Source organism: Streptomyces spinosisporus, from assembly GCF_022698145.1.
Classification (GTDB): domain Bacteria; phylum Actinomycetota; class Actinomycetes; order Streptomycetales; family Streptomycetaceae; genus Streptomyces; species Streptomyces spinosisporus.
In genome coordinates, this window is record NZ_JALDAX010000010.1 from 249606 (window position 1) to 267607 (window position 18002).

An 18002-nucleotide genomic window follows, 5' to 3' on the forward strand; every position below is an offset into this window, starting at 1 on the left:
CCCGTGAGTCCCCGCAGGGTCTGGCACGCGGATGGCACGACCTCGGCCCTTCGTCCCGAATCGCCGCGGGGGCTGGGGCTCGTAGGGCGCCATCCCGCCGTGGCCTACCTAGCCTGCCGAGTCAACAGGCGGTGTATCCGCGGCGGGTGGCAGCTCGCGGCTGCCCTCCAACGCCTGGCCGAAGCTCTTGCAGAACTCTGTGAAGCTCCACTGGGCGCCGGGAGCCGGTGCAAACGAAGCGAACGATCCAACGCGCTCACCTCCCACTGCTACGTCCAAGGTGCCTTGCTCGCCGATGCGTGCGCTCGGACACTCCCGAAGCTCCTGGGCGAACATGGGTTTGGTCTGTCTCCCCTGTCCTAGCCATGCACCCCAGTAGATGGTCCGGTCGGTGAGGAAGAGGACGCCATCCTGAGGACCGTCCCACAGGTTTCGCGCGGGCGAACTGGCAATTCTCCGTTCGCCAGGGCCAAGCACGGGTTCAATGCTCTGCCAGTACTCCGCCTGCGCTTTGTCGTAGCGCCGCTGTGCCCAGCGTCTAAACATGGCCATGGTCCCCTCCCTCAAGTGCGTCCAGTATGCAGCCCTTTATGGCGTCCGTCCCTGGGTTCGATTGATATCGCGACCGGCCTCGTAGGGACGAGCGCCGGCTGGGGAAGGTGCTTGCGGTGCCCGGCTATGGCTCGTCTGCCACCGTGGGTCGCTGTTGAGTGGTCTCAAGGTAGCCTCGCACAGCCCAGAGACGGCCCAACACTGCCCAGCACTAGTACTGCACGGTCCACTGCCAGACGCTACCAACGGAGTAAAACTCCGGGCTCTACAGCCAGAGCATGCCGTAATGGGCGCTACTTGCACCGGAGGGCTGGTGAGGGTGGGCGCGATGGCCTCTAATTGCTTGGCGTCGCGATTGGGGTAACGCGAGCGGAGACTATGTCGCTTTGCAGCTTGATTTGTTTGTACGAGCTCTTCACTATGCTTTTCCAGGAAAAGAACGAACCCGCAGTCAATGCGATCCCAAGAATGGTGACGACTGTCATAGACGCGACAATATTAAGCTTGTCCCCATGCCGGATAAGGTTACCGTCGGCAGCCAATGTCAACAAGGCCCCATTAACTACCCAACCGCGACAGACTCGCATGCGGCTTCTAGCGTACTCTGTACGCGCCAAAAAATAGGGAACTGTGGAAATGCGTTCGCGGGCAACCGTGTAGTCGCGGGAGTTCGGGAAATAGGTCGCCTTGTATGTCTCGCTAAGAGGCTTAAGGAGCAGGTCCGCCGCACGATCAAGAACTATTCCTGCCGCGTATGAAAGGGTAAGGCCACAGGACAATATGAAGCCTGTATCAGCTTCTAGTATCTTAGAAATCGTTTGCCCGTCGAGTGCGCAAAACAAAAATCCGACGCTAGCCAGAGTCGCTCCAATGCCAATGACTAGCACCTCTGCGAAAAGGGCAGTAACCGATATGCCCGACCCCTCATTCAAAAGCTACTCCCCACACGCTTGAAAGCTCGTCTAGCCAGTCGTCGGGTAACGCTTGACGCCATGCAGCCGCGAGGCGAAGCGGCATCTCTTCGAGTAGCTGGAAAATGATTACACTTTCGGGCTGACCTACCAAAACATACTGTCCCGATTGGCCGACCTCACTCATTGGTCCGTACTCTCGGAAAGTGTCATCCAGCTTAGCGAACCGGTGGCGCGAAAAGTCAACCAATCTATTCCCGTAGGATTCAGTGTCCTCGATCAACGAGGTTAGTACAGGCATAATCTCCTCTGAAATGGAGATTTCATAGTCAGACGCCACGAAAAGATGAAATACTCGTTCGGCGTGACGCAGTAGTTGGACCTCTCGAAAATCTGGATTGGACTCCATTTCTTCGACCCCCCGGGCCACTTCCGAGTCGTACAACTCGACCAGTGCTAGGAGACGATACAGGGAGCGTCTGACAACGGGCGTGGACGGAACGGCTGGTTTGTAGAGAAGAGTATGCGACATGCGGGACCAGAGATCCTGTGCCCGAGTCCTGACTTGAATCTCACATTCCAGCGGTGAAGTATCACTTGCCGGATCATGACTGGGGTCGACGATCTGCAGGTGGATCTTGGGATAGATCAAACGCGATTCGTTTTCAGGCTGATCGCGCTCATCTTCTTCATGCAATACAGTGAAGGCGGCTCGGATTACTTCGAGCACTTCATCAACGTCGTTGCTGTGCTCAAGTATCACTCGAACCCCGGCTTTATCGGTTATCTCTTCCCAGGGGTTCGCATATCTTTTTTTGAGAGCCTTTCTAACGAAACTTGCTACGTCCTTGCTTCGCCCCTGAACCTCGCATGTGATCCCATTGGCGGCCGCCTCGGTGCGTATAAGCTCTGTTACGTTCGACGCTAGAGTGTCGAATATGGATTTTTCTCTTATGTACCTGAGTCTCGCCTCATTCTGGACCTGATCCATCAGAGCTTTCCAGATCGCGCGGCCTGTTTGATCGGCGTCCGCCGCTGCCTCGGCTCTTCATCTCCTTGAGATGGTCAAGAACCTCGATTCGACTCAGACCATCGTCGTCGTCGACAACGTGAACTATTCCTTCCGTGAGCGCGGATGGCGGGACAATTACTACTGTTCCGCTATCGAAGGTGTACTGAATCTTGGCAAGCTTACTTTCGACAAGGTAAAGATCCTTCTCAAATGGCGTCTTGGGTACACCCGATTCACTCATCAAGTGAACGTAAGCGTCACGATCTTCTTCGTCGAGATGGGAATTGGCGAATCCGCGCATGGAAATGCTTCGACGGTTGCTTTGAAGTTCAGACAGCAATGCAACCGTGTACCTCGTTTGTTTTTCTGAACTAGTACTGAAGGAGTCTATCCATTTGCCCGATGATTCGAAAAAGCGCAGCGTCAGCTCTTCTGGCTGTTCTTTCGGGCGGCATCCAAGATAATCCTGGAGGAAGAATCCAGCAATGCGAGAGCCGGGAGTCTGTTTGTCTGAGACGAACCCTTCGAGTGCGTGCTCGTCATCCTGAGGCTGTAGAAAAAGTCCCGCCTTGTAGACCTGAGCTTTTCCCGCGAATAGTAGGTCGTTCAGGTATACGACCTGAAAGGTGTCCTTTCCGTTAACCGAGTCAAACGTTGCACGCATCCCATTTTCGTTTGCCAGTTTCACGATTAGTAGCGCACGTTTTTCCGCAATGGAGGCGCTGGCCACCAAGAGCAAGCCGCCTGAATTGGCGCCATCTTGGGATGCCCTGAGTGCTTCGGCAAGGTCCTGCGAAACGAGAACGAAATCGGATTCGTCGCCGTCTAGGTAATCGCGTACGATGTCTGGTACTTTGGAGGAGCGTGGGGAGTCCTCTACGATTTCCCGCCCGGAGTGGGCCAAATCCCCCCGAAATTTCACCTGTAAGTTTTTGAGAACCTCAGGCGTTAGAGGGCTAGATACCTGACTCAGGCGCAAGGGGGCGGGATTGGTCTCGCGCCTGAAGACCTTGGGGACCTCGTGAACAATCACTTCTCGGATTTTGAGCAACCCAAAATCGATACTCATAACGCCCCCCTGACCACTCGGCTCCAACCCGTGAGCCGGTAAGCACTCCATGTTACGACAGCGAATAGGGTGCTGCTAGGGGGAGCTCAGGTCAAGTTCCCTGCGGAGATTGGCTCTTCGTCGAAGAGGTCGGCGGAGCGGGTTTGGCCGGTGGCCTGCCCGGTCTGGGGTCGAGCATGACCAGGGGGCCGTACGCTGGTTGGCAACTCGGGCAGGCTTTGGGCCTGACCGCAATGTGCACGAGTGGCCCCCTGGTCTTGCTCGACGCGGGACCCGGACCGGGGAGGTGGCTAAAGCCGTGGAGCCGACCGCCCCAGCCACGATGTACCCCTTCTCTGGCATCAGGTCACTGATTGCTGTGCGCGCGGTACGGGCGCCGGCCGGGCTGGAGCGGGGCGGAGACAGGAGCGCAGGCCCGGCCGGGGGCCGGGCCGCGCGCGGTGAGCGGAGCGAGCCGCCTTGATTACGTGAAGAAACTCTGAGCCAACTCGGGTACGGCTACAGCCTGAACGACAGCTCCAACTCGTCGCCTGGCAGGTGGAACTCTTCCAGGGCCAAGGGCTTGTCCGCCGCCGCGAGCGTCACGCGGATGACGTGCAGGAGAGGCACACCATCCGCGAGTCGGAGGGCCTGGGCCTGGTCCGGTAGAGGCATGCGGGTGCGAACGTACTCCGTGAAGCGGAGTTCGTGGCCCAGGTCTGCGAGTGCCGTGTAGAGCTCCGGCGCCGGCGGCGGTGCCTCCTCCTCGTACTTGGTGTCGATCAGGACGGAGAACGGCACGTACGTCCGGTGGAGTTGGCGGAGATGGCCGTGGTCTGCCGTTTGTAGGGCGTCGTACGTGAACATCGGCTCGCCCGGCGGGATGCGGAGTAGGTCCGCCAGGGCCAACGGGGCGTCGGTGCGAGTGGCCACGGGGGGCTCGGCGTCGGTCCAGCGGATGCCGTCGGCCTCGATGTAGCGGCCGTCGGGTGCCCTGCGTACGCCGCGCGGGCGCGTGTGGCTGGGGCGGCCATGAGGTGAGCGGGCGAAGGTGCCGCGGCCCATGATGGCCTCGACGAGACCGGACGCCCGTAGCTCGGAGAGGCCCTGACGGACTGTGGGGCGCGTCACGCTGAACTGCTTCGCCAACGCCTCCTCGGACGGGAGCGGTTGGCCGGCCGGGAAGGTGCCGTCCAAGATGCCATCGCGCAGGTAGTCGGCGATCTGCCGATACTTCGGCTGCGTGTCCTTCGGCGGCATGCGGGCCCTCCACGGCAGGGGTTGTTGCTTCTTCCTTCCATGGATGGAAGTTCCATCCGCGGACGGAAGTAGCTTCTCCCACTCGAAGGCGGTTGACAACCCGTACTACGGGTTGCACTCTTGTCCGCGTCACCCGTACTACGGGTGGTCTAGCAATCCGGAGGATCGGCCTTCGGGTGCCAGAGATGAGGAGATCCGAACAGTGGCAAGCCTTCCGATCGACACCGCGAAGTACACGGGGATCATCTGCGCCGTACCCCCGACTCCGCGGGTCGCCAACCGTGAGACAGGTCAGCTCCGCGTCGACCGCGACACGGGCAAGACCATGTATCAGGTCGGACTCTGCTTGATGGCAGGGTCGTCGGCCGACGTCGTGAACGTGAGCGTGGCCGGTGAGCCGGCCGGTGTGCAGCTCGGCATGCCCGTGGCCGTGCGGGACCTGGTCGCCACGCCGTGGGAGAACGAGGGGCGGCACGGAATCGCGTTCCGTGCTGCGGAGATCCGGCCCCTGAACACTCCCGCCCCGGCGGGCAAGGGGGCCGCGCAGTGATGAACCTGGCCTCCACCACTTCGGCCCATGCGACCGGGCCGAATTGGGTCCTGGTGGTGGCCGCAGCGCTGGTCTCGGGCCTGCTTCTCGCGGGCCCGGCCCTGCGCCGCCGCTACCCCGTCGCCGGGTGGCTGTTACTCGGCTTCCCGGTCGCCGCCTTCCGTGTCATGCAGACCTGGCGGCAGCTCATGGCCGGGTGTGGACTCGCCGTGAGTCGCCGGCCCGCGCTGACGGTCGTGTCCGGGCTCATCGGCAACGGGGCGCCCCCGCCTCAGCCGCGGATGCCGCGTCGCGGGCTCATACGCCCTACCTCCGGCGGCTTCGTACTGCTGGCACGGCTGTTACCGGGCCAGGTGCCGGAGGACTTCGTCAAGGCTGCGCCTGCCATGGCGGAGGACTGGCAGGTCCACGCGGTGCGGGTGACCTCCTGGAAGCCGGGGGTCGTGCGGATCGTCGCATCGGCGGCTGACCCGTTGGCGGATCCTCGGATACCGAAGCAGCGGGGCCCTGGTCATCTGCTCCGGGTGACGGTGGGCGCGCTGGAGACCGGGGCCGCGTGGGTGCTCGACCTGCGGCGCATACCGCACTGGCTGATCGTCGGGGCTACCCGTTCAGGCAAGTCCACGCTGATCAACGCCCTCGTGGCGGGCCTGGCTCCGCAACCCGTCGCCCTGGTCGGCATCGACTGCAAGGGCGGCATGGAACTGTCCCTGTACGGGCCGCGGTTGTCCGCCCTCGCGACGAACCGTGAACAGGCGGTCCGACTGCTGGCCGCGCTCGTAGATCTGACCCTCGACCGCATGACCGTCTGCCGGGCGGCTCGCGTGCGCAACATCTGGGGTCTGCCGGACAAGGAACGCCCGGTCCCCGTCGTCGTGATCGTCGATGAGCTCGCGGAACTGTTCCTCGTCGCGAGCCGGAGCGAGAAGGACGAAGCTCAGGCGGCCGGTACGGCGTTGATCCGGCTGGCCCAACTCGGCGCGGCCCTCGGGGTGTTCCTCGTAGTCGCCGGCCAACGCGTCGGCTCCGACCTGGGGCCCGGCGTCACAGCGCTGCGGGCCCAGCTCGGTGGTCGGGTCTGTCATCGCGTGGCCGACCCCGGTACGGCCGAGATGGCGCTCGGCGACCTCAATCCTGACGCGCTCAAGGCGGCGCAGGCCATCACGCCCGAACAGGCCGGTACGGCCGTCCTCGCTTCCGGGGACGGCTGGGAACGGGCCCGCTCACATCTGATCACGGAGACCGAGGCGGAAGCCGTTGCCGCCGAGTACGCGCACCTGACTCCCGTCCTGTCCGAACTGCACGTCGAAGCGCCGTGAAAGGGGCCTGCCGTGCTGGTGTCCATGTCCGCCGTCCTGCTACTGGGCCTGCTGATCTGGTTCCTGCTGCGCATCCGGTACCTGCGGTGGGCCGACGCGCTGCTCTGCGGAGCCTTCGGCTTCCTGCTCTCCAAGACCGTGGCCGCGCCGTTCGCTCAGGCATTCCTCGACGGCGTGAACGGCTTCCTCGGCCAACTCCGCTTCTGAAACGACCCGTTGACCCGAGAGGGGTACATCCCGTGTCCGCATACGTCATCCGCTCCGGTGACCGCGCCGCGTTCCTGGCAGGTCTGCGGGAGCTGGTCGACTTCCTCACCGCCAACCCTGCAGTCGTCGTACCGCACCGCGCATCCATCGCCGTCCTGGTCGACGCACCTGACTCCGCCACTCGTCGCGAGGGAGTGGAGTCCGTCGCCGCTCCGCTCGGCGTGCCAACGGAAGACCTCGGACAGGGCTACTTCGACGCACGCCGCGAATTCGGGCCGATCGCATACGTAGCCGTCGCCGTTCCGCCCAAGGACCGGCAGTGATCGCCCGTACGAAGGGCTCCCGACGGGGCGCGAAGTCGCCAAACCCGACCCCGTCAGGAACCCACTCCATCCGCCACATGAGCAGTGAAAGGAGCACTCACACTTTGTCCAACGCGCATCATTCGCGCAAATCCCCGCTGCCCGACTGCGAACTCAGGCAGCGCGACCCGGACGTCTCGACTTGCGCCGGCCGGGAACAGGTCGTCCTCGTCGGGCTCGACGACACCGAGCAACGCCTGTGCCCTGCGCACGCCGCGGCGCTCTGGCTCACCGACCCAACGCTTCGCTTCAGCGCCAAGACCCGGCCCGAGGGCATCTCGGCCGTGATGGCGCACGCGTTCGGCGGCGGGGGTGGTCACCGATGACCACGACCCTCATGAAGGACTCTGCTGCCCTGATCGCCAGGGCGTCAGAGTCGGAGTTCGCGGCCTGGCGTCGGAACATCGTCCGTCTCGGCGGCTGCACCAACCCGATCCACCTGGTCGGCGCGGCGACCGTCTACGACACGACTACGGGCGCGGCCTTGCTCTCCTACGGGTCGGACGTCTACGGCGGTCGCCTGCTTGTCGCGTGCGGCAACCGGCGCGCGACGGTCTGCCCGGCCTGCTCGGGCTTGTACCGAGCAGACACGTATCACCTCGTCCGGGCCGGACTCGTCGGCGGCAAGAATGTCACGGAGGCGGTGAGCGGGTACCCACGCGTGTTCGCCACGCTCACCGCTCCCGGCTTCGGCCTGGTGCACACACGGCGGGAAGACGGCGGGCGGGTACGGGCCTGCCGCCCCCGCCGGGCGGGGGAGTCCTGCCCCCATGGCCGGCCAACCGGATGCCGCGAGCGTCACTCGACGGACGATCTCCGTCTTGGCGAACCGCTCTGCCCGCGCTGCTACGACTACGCGGGCGCCGTCCTCTGGCACGCGTTCGCCGGTCGGCTCTGGCACCGGTTCGGCCTGGAGCTGCGACGGGAGGTCGCACGCCGTGCCGGGCTGTCGCGTACGGAGTTCGCGGAAGTCGCGCGGCTCTCGTACGCGAAGGTCGCCGAGTACCAGCGGCGCGGCCTGGTCCACTTCCACGGCGTGATCCGACTCGACGGACCGGACGGACCCGACTCGCCCCCGCCCGGCTGGGCGACTGTCGCGCTCCTGATGGACGCCGTACGGACGGTGGCCGGTCGGGTGCGGCTGTCCGCTCCGGGGGCGAACGTGGTCGGCCCGCGGGAGCTCCGCTTCGGTACGCAGGTCGACGTACGGCCGGTCACCTCGTACCGGCGGAATGCGGGGGAGCGGCCTGCCTTCGCGGCGGCCGTGGCGGGCTACATCGCCAAGTACGCCACCAAGGGAGCCGAGTCCGCCGGCGCGGTCGACGGCCGGATCCACCACGCGCGGGACATGGTCATGTTGCCTGTACGTGCACACGTGCTGCGCATGATCGGTACGTGCTGGTGGCTCGGCGGCCTGCCGGAGTTCGAGCCACTCGGGCTGCGTCGTTGGGCTCACATGCTCGGGTACGGCGGGCATTTCTCCACCAAGTCACGCCGCTACTCGACAACGCTGACCGCGCTCCGGCAGGCGCGCGCCGATCACCGCGCGGAACAGCAGCGGGCGTCGCTCGGTCTGGTCGACGGTCCGACGGTGACGGTTGGCCAGTGGCGGTACGCGGGTCGCGGCTACTCGCCGGCGGCTGCGCTCCTGGCCGCATCCGTGCGGGAGGGCGGTGGTCTCCATGGCGCGTGACAGCCGCGCGAAGACGGCCGAACTGCTCACGGTCCGCCAGGTGCTCGACGAACTGGGCGGCATCTCCCGACGCACCTTCTACCGCTGGCGGGAACTGCGCATCGCGCCACCCTGCATCCGGCTGCCGAACGGGGAGCTCCGGGTTCGGCGGGACGTGCTCAACGACTGGTTGGAGGACCGGGCAGAGGGGGCTGCGTCGTGAAGTCGTACAAAGTCTCCGTCTGGAAGATCTCGGTCAACAAGACAACCAAGAAACCGACGTACCTCGTGCGCTGGGTCGTCGACGGGCAGCCGTTCAGCGAGTCGCACAAGACCAAGGCGCTTGCCGACCGCTTCCGGGCCAAGCTGATGCGGGCACTCGACAAGGGCGAGCCGTTCGACACGGTCACGGGTCTGCCCGACTCGCTACGCGGGGGCAAGGCTGCCTTGTCGTTCCTCGACTTGGCGGTGAAGTACCTGGACGCGCGTTGGCCGGAGGCGTCGGCCAAGCAACGGGACAGCATGACCGATGCGCTGGCGACGGTCGTTCCCGTCGTGGTCAAACCGGCACGGGGGCGGCCTGCTCCGGAGGTGCTTCGGAAGGCGTTGCGCTCGTACGTCCTGCCGGTTCCGCGAAGGGAGCGGGAGCAGCCTGAGGAGATCGCCACGGCCGTGCGGTGGATAGAGAAGGCGTCGCTTCCGGTGGGGGAGCTTCAGGAGATTGTCCGGGTGCATGAGCTGATCGATGCGCTCGGCCGGAAGCTGGACGGTAAACCGGCTGCGACTCAGACCTACCGGCGACGGCGCGCGGTGGTGTTCAACGCTCTTGAGTACGCAGTGGAGTTGGAGCACCTTACGTCGAATCCACTGACGCGGGTCCGGCGCAAGCGCGGGAAGAGGGCGGTGCAGGAGGTTGACCGGCGAGTGGTGGTCAACCCTCGGCAGGCTCGGGAGCTGCTGACGGCGCTCACGTATGTAGGCGGCTACGAACGGGCGAGCGGTCGGAGGCTCCGGGCGTTCTTCGGGTGCCTGTACTACGCGTCGATGCGACCGGGGGAGGCGCTGGGGCTCCGCCGCTCCGACTGCACGCTTCCGGCCTCCGGTTGGGGCCGCATCGAGCTGGCGGAAACCCGTCCCACGGCGGGCAAAGCCTGGACGGACTCCGGAGAGGCTCACGATCGGCGCGGCCTGAAACAGCGAGCCCAGGGCGAAGTGCGCATCGTGCCGATACCCCCTCCGCTCGTGCGCCTGCTCCGTGAGCACCTGAAGGAGTTCGGTACGGCGAAAGACGGCCGGCTGTTCTCCAGCGAGCGGGGCAACGTGATCGCGGCCTCGTCGTACTCGCGTGTGTGGAAACAGGCTCGGGAGCTGGCGCTCATCCCGGATCAGGTCTCGTCGGTCCTGGCCTTCCGGCCGTACGACCTCCGTCACGCGGGCGTGTCCCAGTGGCTCAACTCCGGCGTTCCCGCCCCGGAGGTCGCCGCTCGGGCCGGTCACTCGGTGGATGTCCTTCTGAAGATCTACGCCAAGTGCATCGACGGCCAGGAGAAGGAGATGAACGACCGGATCATGCAGGGCCTGGGGGAGGAGGGCGCCAACGGATAGCGTTTCGGTCCGATGGACTGTGAGCGCTGTGGGCCCCGGAGCGATCCGGGGCCTTCGTCATGCTCTCCGGGTACCTGAAATCGATGGTCGACGACGAAACCATCAGATCGATGAACATAGGCTGATCAGGTACGGAATGCTGGGGCCATGAATCCGCCGACACCGCTGCCGGAAGGGCTGTGCCCTCTTGTCGATGAGCACCGTGAGCGTCGGCAGGAACCTGTGCGCTTCCGGCCTGAGATTTGGCGTGTCCGGCTCGAACCGCATGGGGTGGCCGGTGTCCTGGAGATAGGCAGGGCTGGGTCCAAGGCCGGGGAGCGATTGATCAGTCGTGAGGATCTGGCACGCCTGCGCGATGAGGTCGGTGCGGATCCGGACGGTCTTCGGGGGCTGTTCGCGGCTGTGATGATCTGGGGTTCGGGCACGACGAATGGGCGTGGACCGCGCTACACCGAGGCGGCCCTGGACGACCGTCAACGACTCCTTTCGGCGCTCGTCGGTACGCGCGCCAAGGTGTGTGCGGGTGATCTGGATGGCGCATACCGGGGATTCCGGGTCAATGGCGTGGGACGTTCGTTCTTCACGAAGTGGTTCGCGGTGGTGGACGACGGCTCGGCCGAGGAGCGGGCGCTGATCTTGGATGACCGGGTCTTCCAGACGCTGAACGCTCTTGGGTGGGTGAGTTGGCGAGCCGCAGGTACTCGGAACAGGGCTGCCCGCTACGTGGCGTACGTGCGGGACATGCATTCGTGGGCGAAGACGCTCGACGTAGCACCAGCCTGGCTGGAGTGGCTCATGTTCGACCTCAGTGGCAATGTGCGGCCACAGGGAGGATCTCGGACTGCTGCGGCGGAAGACGATTAAGGGCTGCTGACCTGCTGCAAGGCCCCTCAAGATCAACACGCTATTACAACGTGATCACTGGCAAACGGCTGCTTCCGGCAGCATCCGCCTGCACATACGCGAAGACCCCGCACTCAGCGAATGCGCTGGTGGCGGGGTCTTTAGGCACTTCATGCGAAGTGCCCCCGGCAGGATTCGAACCTGCGCACACGGCTCCGGAGGCCGTTGCTCTATCCCCTGAGCTACGGGGGCGTGTCGGCTGCGCTGTGTGCGCGGCGACGGGTAGAACCCTACCAGCTGATCCAGGGTGTTCATGAACGGGTTTTGTGGGGTCGTCCCGAGGGGCATCGCCTGGCTGCGGCGCCCGTGTTGCCCGGTTCGGGTTCCCTGTTGGTGGGGTGCGCTGTGCGTTCGTCCCCCGCCTTGTTGCCGGCTGTGCTGTGGAGTCCGTTCGTCCCCGCCCGCGCCTCACTCAACCTGCCTCCTGGCATCCAGTGCCGTCACTGGGGGTCCTGGTCCCCCGTCCTGCCGCCCACATCCCGCCAACCCGTTGCGCCCCCTTCGCCCCAGCAGTTCGCGTTCGTCCCCTCAACCCGCAACTCCATCGTCCCGTCGGCGCCCGCAGACCCCCGCACCACCGAATCCCGTGCCCCCGCTGCCGTCACCCCCCACCCCCGCCCCCACCCCTGTCCCCCGCGCGGGCCAGAAGTGGGGAAAAGCCGGACGCGGTGGCCGGTGTCGACCTACTCTCGAGTTGTGCCAGGCGCGTCGGGTCGGGTGCTTGTTGTGGACGACAACAAGGTCATCCGGCAGCTGATCAGGGTCAATCTCGAGCTGGAGGGTTTCGAGGTGGTGACCGCGGCTGACGGTGCCGAGTGTCTGGATGTCGTTCATCAGGTGCGGCCCGATGTGGTCACCCTCGATGTCGTGATGCCCCGGCTTGACGGACTTCGTACCGCCGCCCGGCTGCGCAGCGATCCACGTACCCGTGATCTTCCCCTCGCCATCGTCAGCGCCTGCACCTCGTACGAGATCGACGCCGGGCTCGACGTCGGCGTCGACGCCTTCCTCGCCAAGCCCTTCGAGCCTGCCGAACTCGTGCGTCTCGTGCAGCAGTTGGTCGAGCGGAAGAGGGGTGGGGGGAGCCGCGACGAGGACGACGACTCCGAGCTGGGGAGCGTTCTCGGGGTCGGTGAGGCCGAGCGGGCCGGGCGTGCCGGCGCCTGAACCCGGCAAACCTGACAGCAACCTGACAGCAATCTGACAGCAACAGGCCTCACCGCGGCGGCGCCGTAGTCCCCCCCGTCCACATCCCGGACCCCCACCCCCACCGACTCGCCTCCCCACCCCCCTCCTCCCATACGCTTGACCCGTGACCCCCGTAGAGCTCTCCCGCACCGTGCTGCGCGCGGTGTGTCGTGCTGTGGATGAGGGGGAGCTGAGGGTGGCCGTGCCGGGGAGGGTTGTCGTGGCGCCGCCCGGTCCTGGGGGCTGCGGGGACTACGCCACCAACATCGCGCTGCAGCTCGCCCGGCCCGCCGGGCAGCCGCCGCTGCGGGTTGCCGAGATCATCAAGGGGCATCTCGCCGACGCGGACGGTGTCGCCGACGTCGTCGTCACCGGACCCGGCTTCCTCAATATCAGCCTGCAGCCCGCGGCGGCATCCGCGGCCGCCCTGACCCGCGAGATCCTCGACGCCGGCCCGGCCTACGGGCACGGCGACTCCCTCGCCGGGCAGGTCGTCGAACTGCGCATCCCGTACGAGGTCCGGGCCGAAGTCGTCGCGGACGCGCTCGTGCGGATCGTCGGTTCACAAGGGGGGCGTGTCGAGGTCGACCACCGCGAACCCGTGAACCTCCGGCCCGTCCCGGCCCCGGACGACCCCGCCCCGCTCGGCCCCGACGCCGCCCGCTGGGCGCTGCTGCACCCCGCCGCCCACGACCGGCCCCGTATCACCGCCGATCATCTGGTCCAGCGCGGGAGCAACCCTCTCTTCCGCGTCCGTTACGCCCACGCCCGCACCCGGGCCCTCCGCCGCAACGCCGCCGCCCTGGGCTTCACCCCCGCCCCCGGTGACGTAGACGAACACGTTCATGGCGGACACCTGCCAAGGGACCCGCACACCACCTGGTCCCCCCTCCTCACCCCCCTCACCGACCACCCCCGCATCCTCGCCCGTGCGGCAGCTGACCGCGCGCCCGACCGTCTCGCCCGGCACCTCGTCACCGTCGCCGATGCCGTGCTCCCCGTCCTGCCTACCGTGCTCCCGCGCGGCGACGAGAAACCCTCGGCCGCCCACCGCGCCCGGCTCGCGCTCGCCGAAGCCGCCGGGACGGTGCTGGCCGGCGGCCTCTCCCTGCTCGGCATCCACGCCCCCGATCACCTGTGAGGCAGCGGGCCCCCCGCCACCGGTGGCGCAAGACGCACCTCACCCCGGTGACACACGACGCACCGCATCACCGGTGACGCAGGAACCGCCCCACTGCCCGTGACGCACACAGAAAGCCACTCCGAACCCATGAGCCGTTCCGCACACCCCGCCGGCCCCCGTCACGCCGACGTCCTCCCCGAGGGCCACTACTCCGCCCCGCCCGCCGACCTCAACGCCCTCGACCCGAAGGTGTGGGCGCAGACGGTCACCCGCGACGTGGACGGGGTGGCCACCGTCGGCGGCTTGGACGTGAAGACGATCGCCGAGCAGTACGGCACCCCTGCCTATGTCCTCGACGAGGCGGACTTCCGGGCCCGGGCGCGGGCCTGGCGCAGTGCCTTCGGGGCCGATGCCGATGTCTTCTACGCCGGCAAGGCGTTCCTGTCCCGTGCTGTCGTGCGGTGGCTGCACGAGGAGGGGCTCAATCTCGACGTCTGCTCCGGCGGCGAACTCGCCACCGCCCTGTCCGCTGGCATGCCCGCCGACCGCATCGCCTTCCACGGCAACAACAAGTCCGTCGCCGAGATCCACCGCGCCGTCGAGGCCGGTGTCGGCCGTATCGTGCTCGACTCCTTCCAGGAGATCGTGCGCGTCGCCCACATCGCTCGGGAACTCGGCCGACGGCAGCGCGTGCAGATCCGGATCACGGTCGGTGTGGAGGCGCACACCCACGAGTTCATCGCCACCGCGCACGAGGACCAGAAGTTCGGCATCCCGCTGGCCGGCGGGCAGGCCGCCGAGGCCGTGCGGCGGGCCCTGCAGCTCGACTCGCTCGAGCTCATCGGCATCCACTCCCACATCGGTTCGCAGATCTTCGACATGTCCGGCTTCGAGGTCGCCGCGCACCGCGTGGTCGGGCTGCTCAAGGACGTCCGGGACGAGCACGGTGTCGAACTGCCCGAGATCGACCTCGGCGGTGGCCTCGGCATCGCGTACACCAGCGACGACGACCCCCGCGAGCCGCACGAGATCGCCAAGGCGCTCACCGAGATCGTCACGCGTGAGTGCGAGTCCGCCAGGCTGCGCACTCCGCGCATCTCCGTCGAGCCCGGGCGCGCCATCGTGGGCCCCACCGCCTTCACGCTCTACGAGGTCGGCACCATCAAGCCCCTCGACGGACTGCGGACGTACGTCTCCGTCGACGGCGGCATGTCGGACAACATCCGGACGGCGCTCTACGACGCCGAGTACAGCGTCGCGCTCGTCTCGCGCACCTCGGACGCCGAGCCGATGCTCGCCCGGATCGTCGGCAAGCACTGCGAGAGCGGGGACATCGTGGTCAAGGACGCGTTCCTGCCCTCCGACCTGGCGCCCGGCGACCTGGTCGCCGTGCCCGCCACCGGCGCCTACTGCCGCTCCATGGCGAGCAACTACAACCACGTCCTGCGCCCGCCCGTCGTCGCCGTGAACGACGGCGAGGCCCGCGTCATCGTGCGCCGCGAGACGGAGGAGGACCTCCTGCGCCTCGACGTCGGCTGAACCCCAGGGCGAAGAAAAAGAGGCCCGGCAAAAGGGCGGAAGATCTCCTGTCCTCCACCCCGGTACAAATGAAATCGATGTCTCACGATCCGGACATGGCATAGAAACTCCGGTCCGGTGAGTGAGACTGGTCCAACCGTAGACGGTATGAGGAAACGAGGTCGGATGATGCGTACGCGTCCGCTGAAGGTGGCGCTGCTGGGCTGTGGGGTCGTCGGCTCAGAGGTGGCGCGCATCATGACGACGCACGCCGCCGACCTCGCCGCCCGGATCGGCGCCCCCGTGGAGCTCGCGGGCGTGGCCGTACGCCGTCCCTCCAAGGTCCGCGAGGGCATCGCGCCCGAGCTCGTCACCAGCGACGCCACCGCTCTCGTCAAACGCGGCGACATCGACGTCGTGGTCGAGGTCATCGGCGGCATCGAGCCGGCCCGCTCGCTCATCACCACCGCCTTCGAGCACGGCGCCTCCGTCGTCTCCGCCAACAAGGCGCTGCTCGCCCAGGACGGCGCCGCTTTGCACGCCGCCGCCGAGGAGCACGGCAGGGACCTGTATTACGAGGCCGCCGTCGCGGGTGCGATTCCGCTGATCCGGCCGCTGCGCGAGTCCCTCGCCGGCGACAAGGTCAACCGCGTGCTCGGCATCGTCAACGGCACCACCAACTTCATCCTCGACAAGATGGACTCGACCGGCGCCGGGTACCAGGAGGCGCTCGACGAGGCCACCGCCCTCGGGTACGCCGAGGCCGATCCCACCGCCGACGTCGAGGGCTTCGACGCCGCCGCCAAGGCCGCGATCCTGGCCGGCATCGCCTTCCACTCCCGAGTGCGCCTCGACGACGTCTACCGCGAGGGCATGACCGAGGTGACAGCGGCGGACTTCGCCTCCGCCAAGAACATGGGCTGCACCATCAAGCTGCTCGCCATCTGCGAGCGGGCCCAGGACGGCGGCTCGGTCACCGCGCGCGTGCACCCCGCCATGATCCCGCTGAGCCACCCGCTCGCCTCCGTCCGCGGCGCGTACAACGCCGTGTTCGTCGAGTCCGACGCGAGCGGACAGCTCATGTTCTACGGCCCCGGCGCGGGCGGCGCGCCCACCGCCTCGGCCGTGCTGGGCGACCTGGTCGCCGTCTGCCGCAACCGGCTGGGCGGGGCGACCGGCCCCGGTGAGTCGGCGTACGCCGCGCTGCCCGTGTCGGGCATGGGCGAGGTGGTGACGCGCTATCACATCAGCCTCGACGTAGCGGACAAACCGGGTGTTCTCGCCCAGGTTGCGACCGTGTTCGCCGAGCACGGGGTGTCGATCGATACCGTTCGGCAGCAAGGCAACAACGGCGAGGCCTCCCTCGTCGTCGTCACCCACCGCGCGTCCGACGCCTCCCTGTCCGGGACCGTCGAGGCGCTGCGCAAGCTCGACACCGTGCGGGGTGTCGCCAGCATCATGCGGGTTGAAGGAGAGTAACCAGCAATGACCCACCAGTGGCGCGGAATCATCGAGGAGTACCGGGACAGACTGCCCGTCTCCGACACCACGCCGGTCGTGACGCTCCGCGAGGGCGGCACGCCCCTCGTGCCCGCGCAGGTGCTCTCCGAGCGCACGGGCTGCGAGGTCCACCTCAAGGTGGAGGGTGCGAACCCCACCGGTTCCTTCAAGGACCGCGGCATGACCATGGCCATCACCAGGGCCAAGGAGGAGGGCGCCAAGGCGGTCATCTGCGCCTCCACCGGCAACACCTCGGCGAGTGCGGCCGCCTACGCCGTGCGCGCCGGCATGGTTTCGGCCGTTCTCGTGCCGCAGGGCAAGATCGCGCTCGGCAAGATGGGCCAGGCGCTGGTGCACGGCGCCAAGATCCTCCAGGTCGACGGCAACTTCGACGACTGCCTCACCCTCGCCCGCTCGCTGAGCGAGAACTACCCCGTGGCGCTGGTGAATTCGGTCAATCCGGTGCGTATCGAGGGCCAGAAGACGGCCGCCTTCGAGATCGTCGACATGCTGGGCGACGCCCCCGACATCCATGTCCTCCCGGTCGGCAACGCGGGCAACATCACGGCCTACTGGAAGGGCTACCGGGAGTACGCCGCCGACGGCCCGGCCACCCGCACCCCCCGGATGTGGGGCTTCCAGGCGTCCGGCAGCGCCCCGATCGTGCGCGGCGAGATCGTCAAGGACCCCTCGACCATCGCCACCGCGATCCGTATCGGCAATCCCGCCTCCTGGCAGTACGCACTGGCCGCGCGGGACGAGTCCGGCGGCTTCATCGACGAGGTGACGGACCGTGAGATCCTGCGCGCCTACCGGCTGTTGGCCGCCCAGGAGGGTGTCTTCGTCGAGCCGGCGTCCGCCGCGTCCGTGGCGGGACTGCTGAAGGCCGTCGAGCAGGGCAAGGTCGACTCGGGCCAGCGCATCGTGTGCACGGTGACCGGAAACGGCCTGAAGGACCCCGACTGGGCCGTCGCCGGCGCCCCGCAGCCGGTCACCGTCCCGGTCGACGCCGTGGCCGCGGCCGAGCGCCTCGGTCTGGCCTGACGCCGAGCGCCTCGGTCCGGCCCGAGGGTCCGGCCCGACGGGAACTCCCGCCAAGGGGTGCACGGGGGGCTTGCGGTACGCATCGTGCGCCTCCTGTGCGCCCTATGTCGCCACAGAAGCATCCTTCGATAGGCTGTACCGAACCCGCCCGCCGCATATGCCTCCGCACATGGAGCATGTGGTCGGTGCCGCGCCGCGCCCGAACGGCCCGAGGGTCTCCGCGTACGT

Annotated in this window: 17 protein-coding genes and 1 tRNA gene; 14 read left to right on the forward strand and 4 right to left on the reverse strand. The window is 66.8% G+C overall.

The annotated features are described in order from the left end of the window. Positions 1-1476: 1476 nt before the first annotated feature. The 3 genes from MQN93_RS25890 to MQN93_RS25900 form a co-directional block, all read right to left on the reverse strand. Entirely contained in the window at positions 1477-2454 is a 978-nt protein-coding gene (locus tag MQN93_RS25890; protein WP_242711450.1) for a RelA/SpoT domain-containing protein, read from the reverse strand. Beyond that, a complete protein-coding gene (locus MQN93_RS25895) occupies positions 2435-3544 on the reverse strand; it encodes a nucleoid-associated protein (RefSeq protein ID WP_242711451.1) in 1110 nt (369 codons plus the stop codon). Before MQN93_RS25895 ends, MQN93_RS25890 begins: the two co-directional genes overlap by 20 nt. Positions 3545-4042: 498 nt before the next feature. Then, the gene (locus MQN93_RS25900; protein ID WP_242711452.1) at positions 4043-4783 is read right to left on the reverse strand and encodes a GntR family transcriptional regulator; all 741 of its coding nucleotides are present in this window, start codon (positions 4781-4783) and stop codon (positions 4043-4045) included. 202 nt (positions 4784-4985) lie between these two features. On the opposite strand from MQN93_RS25900, the gene MQN93_RS25905 reads away from it, so the two are divergent. The 9 genes from MQN93_RS25905 to MQN93_RS25945 all read left to right on the forward strand — a co-directional run bounded on the left by MQN93_RS25905 (position 4986) and on the right by MQN93_RS25945 (position 11362). Next, positions 4986-5333, forward strand: coding sequence for an SCO3933 family regulatory protein (locus tag MQN93_RS25905; RefSeq protein WP_242711453.1), 348 nt, complete (start codon positions 4986-4988; stop codon positions 5331-5333). Next, positions 5333-6652 (forward strand): FtsK/SpoIIIE domain-containing protein, encoded by a 1320-nt coding sequence (locus MQN93_RS25910; RefSeq protein WP_242711454.1) that lies wholly within the window; start codon positions 5333-5335, stop codon positions 6650-6652. Before MQN93_RS25905 ends, MQN93_RS25910 begins: the two co-directional genes overlap by 1 nt. Before the next feature lie 12 nt (positions 6653-6664). Beyond that, positions 6665-6859: a hypothetical protein gene (locus MQN93_RS25915; RefSeq protein WP_108014878.1), complete on the forward strand. Its 195-nt coding sequence runs from the start codon at positions 6665-6667 to the stop codon at positions 6857-6859. Between the two features lie 32 nt (positions 6860-6891). Then, positions 6892-7182 (forward strand): hypothetical protein, encoded by a 291-nt coding sequence (locus tag MQN93_RS25920; protein WP_242711455.1) that lies wholly within the window; start codon positions 6892-6894, stop codon positions 7180-7182. Between the two features lie 104 nt (positions 7183-7286). After that, positions 7287-7547 (forward strand): hypothetical protein, encoded by a 261-nt coding sequence (locus MQN93_RS25925; protein ID WP_242711456.1) that lies wholly within the window; start codon positions 7287-7289, stop codon positions 7545-7547. Further along, a complete protein-coding gene (locus MQN93_RS25930) occupies positions 7544-8914 on the forward strand; it encodes a replication initiator (RefSeq protein ID WP_242711457.1) in 1371 nt (456 codons plus the stop codon). Before MQN93_RS25925 ends, MQN93_RS25930 begins: the two co-directional genes overlap by 4 nt. Beyond that, positions 8904-9116, forward strand: coding sequence for a helix-turn-helix transcriptional regulator (locus MQN93_RS25935; RefSeq protein WP_242711458.1), 213 nt, complete (start codon positions 8904-8906; stop codon positions 9114-9116). Before MQN93_RS25930 ends, MQN93_RS25935 begins: the two co-directional genes overlap by 11 nt. Continuing rightward, positions 9113-10498 carry a tyrosine-type recombinase/integrase gene (locus tag MQN93_RS25940; protein WP_242711459.1) on the forward strand — a complete coding sequence of 462 codons (1386 nt, stop codon included), beginning with the start codon at positions 9113-9115 and terminating at the stop codon, positions 10496-10498. The genes MQN93_RS25935 and MQN93_RS25940 overlap by 4 nt, the downstream gene beginning before the upstream one ends. A gap of 147 nt (positions 10499-10645) precedes the next feature. Beyond that, on the forward strand, positions 10646-11362 hold the full coding sequence (locus MQN93_RS25945; RefSeq protein ID WP_242711460.1) for an 8-oxoguanine DNA glycosylase OGG fold protein: 717 nt from the start codon (positions 10646-10648) through the stop codon (positions 11360-11362). A gap of 159 nt (positions 11363-11521) precedes the next feature. Here the strand turns inward: MQN93_RS25945 and MQN93_RS25950 are convergent. Further along, positions 11522-11593 (reverse strand) — tRNA-Arg (locus tag MQN93_RS25950). A 525-nt stretch (positions 11594-12118) separates the two neighbouring features. On the opposite strand from MQN93_RS25950, the gene MQN93_RS25955 reads away from it, so the two are divergent. From MQN93_RS25955 to thrC, 5 genes are all read left to right on the forward strand, one after another. Next, complete coding sequence (locus MQN93_RS25955) at positions 12119-12568, forward strand: response regulator (protein WP_372504458.1); 450 nt, start codon at positions 12119-12121, stop codon at positions 12566-12568. 145 nt (positions 12569-12713) lie between these two features. Next, positions 12714-13730, forward strand: a complete 1017-nt coding sequence (gene nrtL, locus MQN93_RS25960) for an ArgS-related anticodon-binding protein NrtL (protein ID WP_242711462.1) — start codon at positions 12714-12716, stop codon at positions 13728-13730. 129 nt (positions 13731-13859) lie between these two features. Then, on the forward strand, positions 13860-15251 hold the full coding sequence (gene lysA, locus MQN93_RS25965) for a diaminopimelate decarboxylase (RefSeq protein ID WP_016438256.1): 1392 nt from the start codon (positions 13860-13862) through the stop codon (positions 15249-15251). Positions 15252-15416: 165 nt separating this feature from the next. Next, a complete protein-coding gene (locus MQN93_RS25970) occupies positions 15417-16709 on the forward strand; it encodes a homoserine dehydrogenase (protein ID WP_037783806.1) in 1293 nt (430 codons plus the stop codon). Positions 16710-16715: 6 nt separating this feature from the next. Continuing rightward, positions 16716-17774: a threonine synthase gene (gene thrC, locus MQN93_RS25975; RefSeq protein WP_242711463.1), complete on the forward strand. Its 1059-nt coding sequence runs from the start codon at positions 16716-16718 to the stop codon at positions 17772-17774. The last annotated feature ends 228 nt before the right edge of the window (positions 17775-18002 follow it).

Bases quoted from the DNA above. Each gene is read 5' to 3' on its own strand.
- MQN93_RS25910 (WP_242711454.1), top strand. From the start codon at position 5,333: ATGAACCTGGCCTCCACCACTTCGGCCCATGCGACCGGGCCGAATTGG.
- MQN93_RS25930 (WP_242711457.1), top strand. From the start codon at position 7,544: ATGACCACGACCCTCATGAAGGACTCTGCTGCCCTGATCGCCAGGGCG.
- MQN93_RS25945 (WP_242711460.1), top strand. From the start codon at position 10,646: ATGAATCCGCCGACACCGCTGCCGGAAGGGCTGTGCCCTCTTGTCGAT.
- MQN93_RS25970 (WP_037783806.1), top strand. From the start codon at position 15,417: ATGATGCGTACGCGTCCGCTGAAGGTGGCGCTGCTGGGCTGTGGGGTC.
- MQN93_RS25935 (WP_242711458.1), top strand. From the start codon at position 8,904: ATGGCGCGTGACAGCCGCGCGAAGACGGCCGAACTGCTCACGGTCCGC.
- lysA (WP_016438256.1), top strand. From the start codon at position 13,860: ATGAGCCGTTCCGCACACCCCGCCGGCCCCCGTCACGCCGACGTCCTC.
- MQN93_RS25900 (WP_242711452.1), bottom strand. From the start codon at position 4,783: ATGCCGCCGAAGGACACGCAGCCGAAGTATCGGCAGATCGCCGACTAC.
- MQN93_RS25890 (WP_242711450.1), bottom strand. From the start codon at position 2,454: ATGGATCAGGTCCAGAATGAGGCGAGACTCAGGTACATAAGAGAAAAA.
- MQN93_RS25895 (WP_242711451.1), bottom strand. From the start codon at position 3,544: ATGAGTATCGATTTTGGGTTGCTCAAAATCCGAGAAGTGATTGTTCAC.
- thrC (WP_242711463.1), top strand. From the start codon at position 16,716: ATGACCCACCAGTGGCGCGGAATCATCGAGGAGTACCGGGACAGACTG.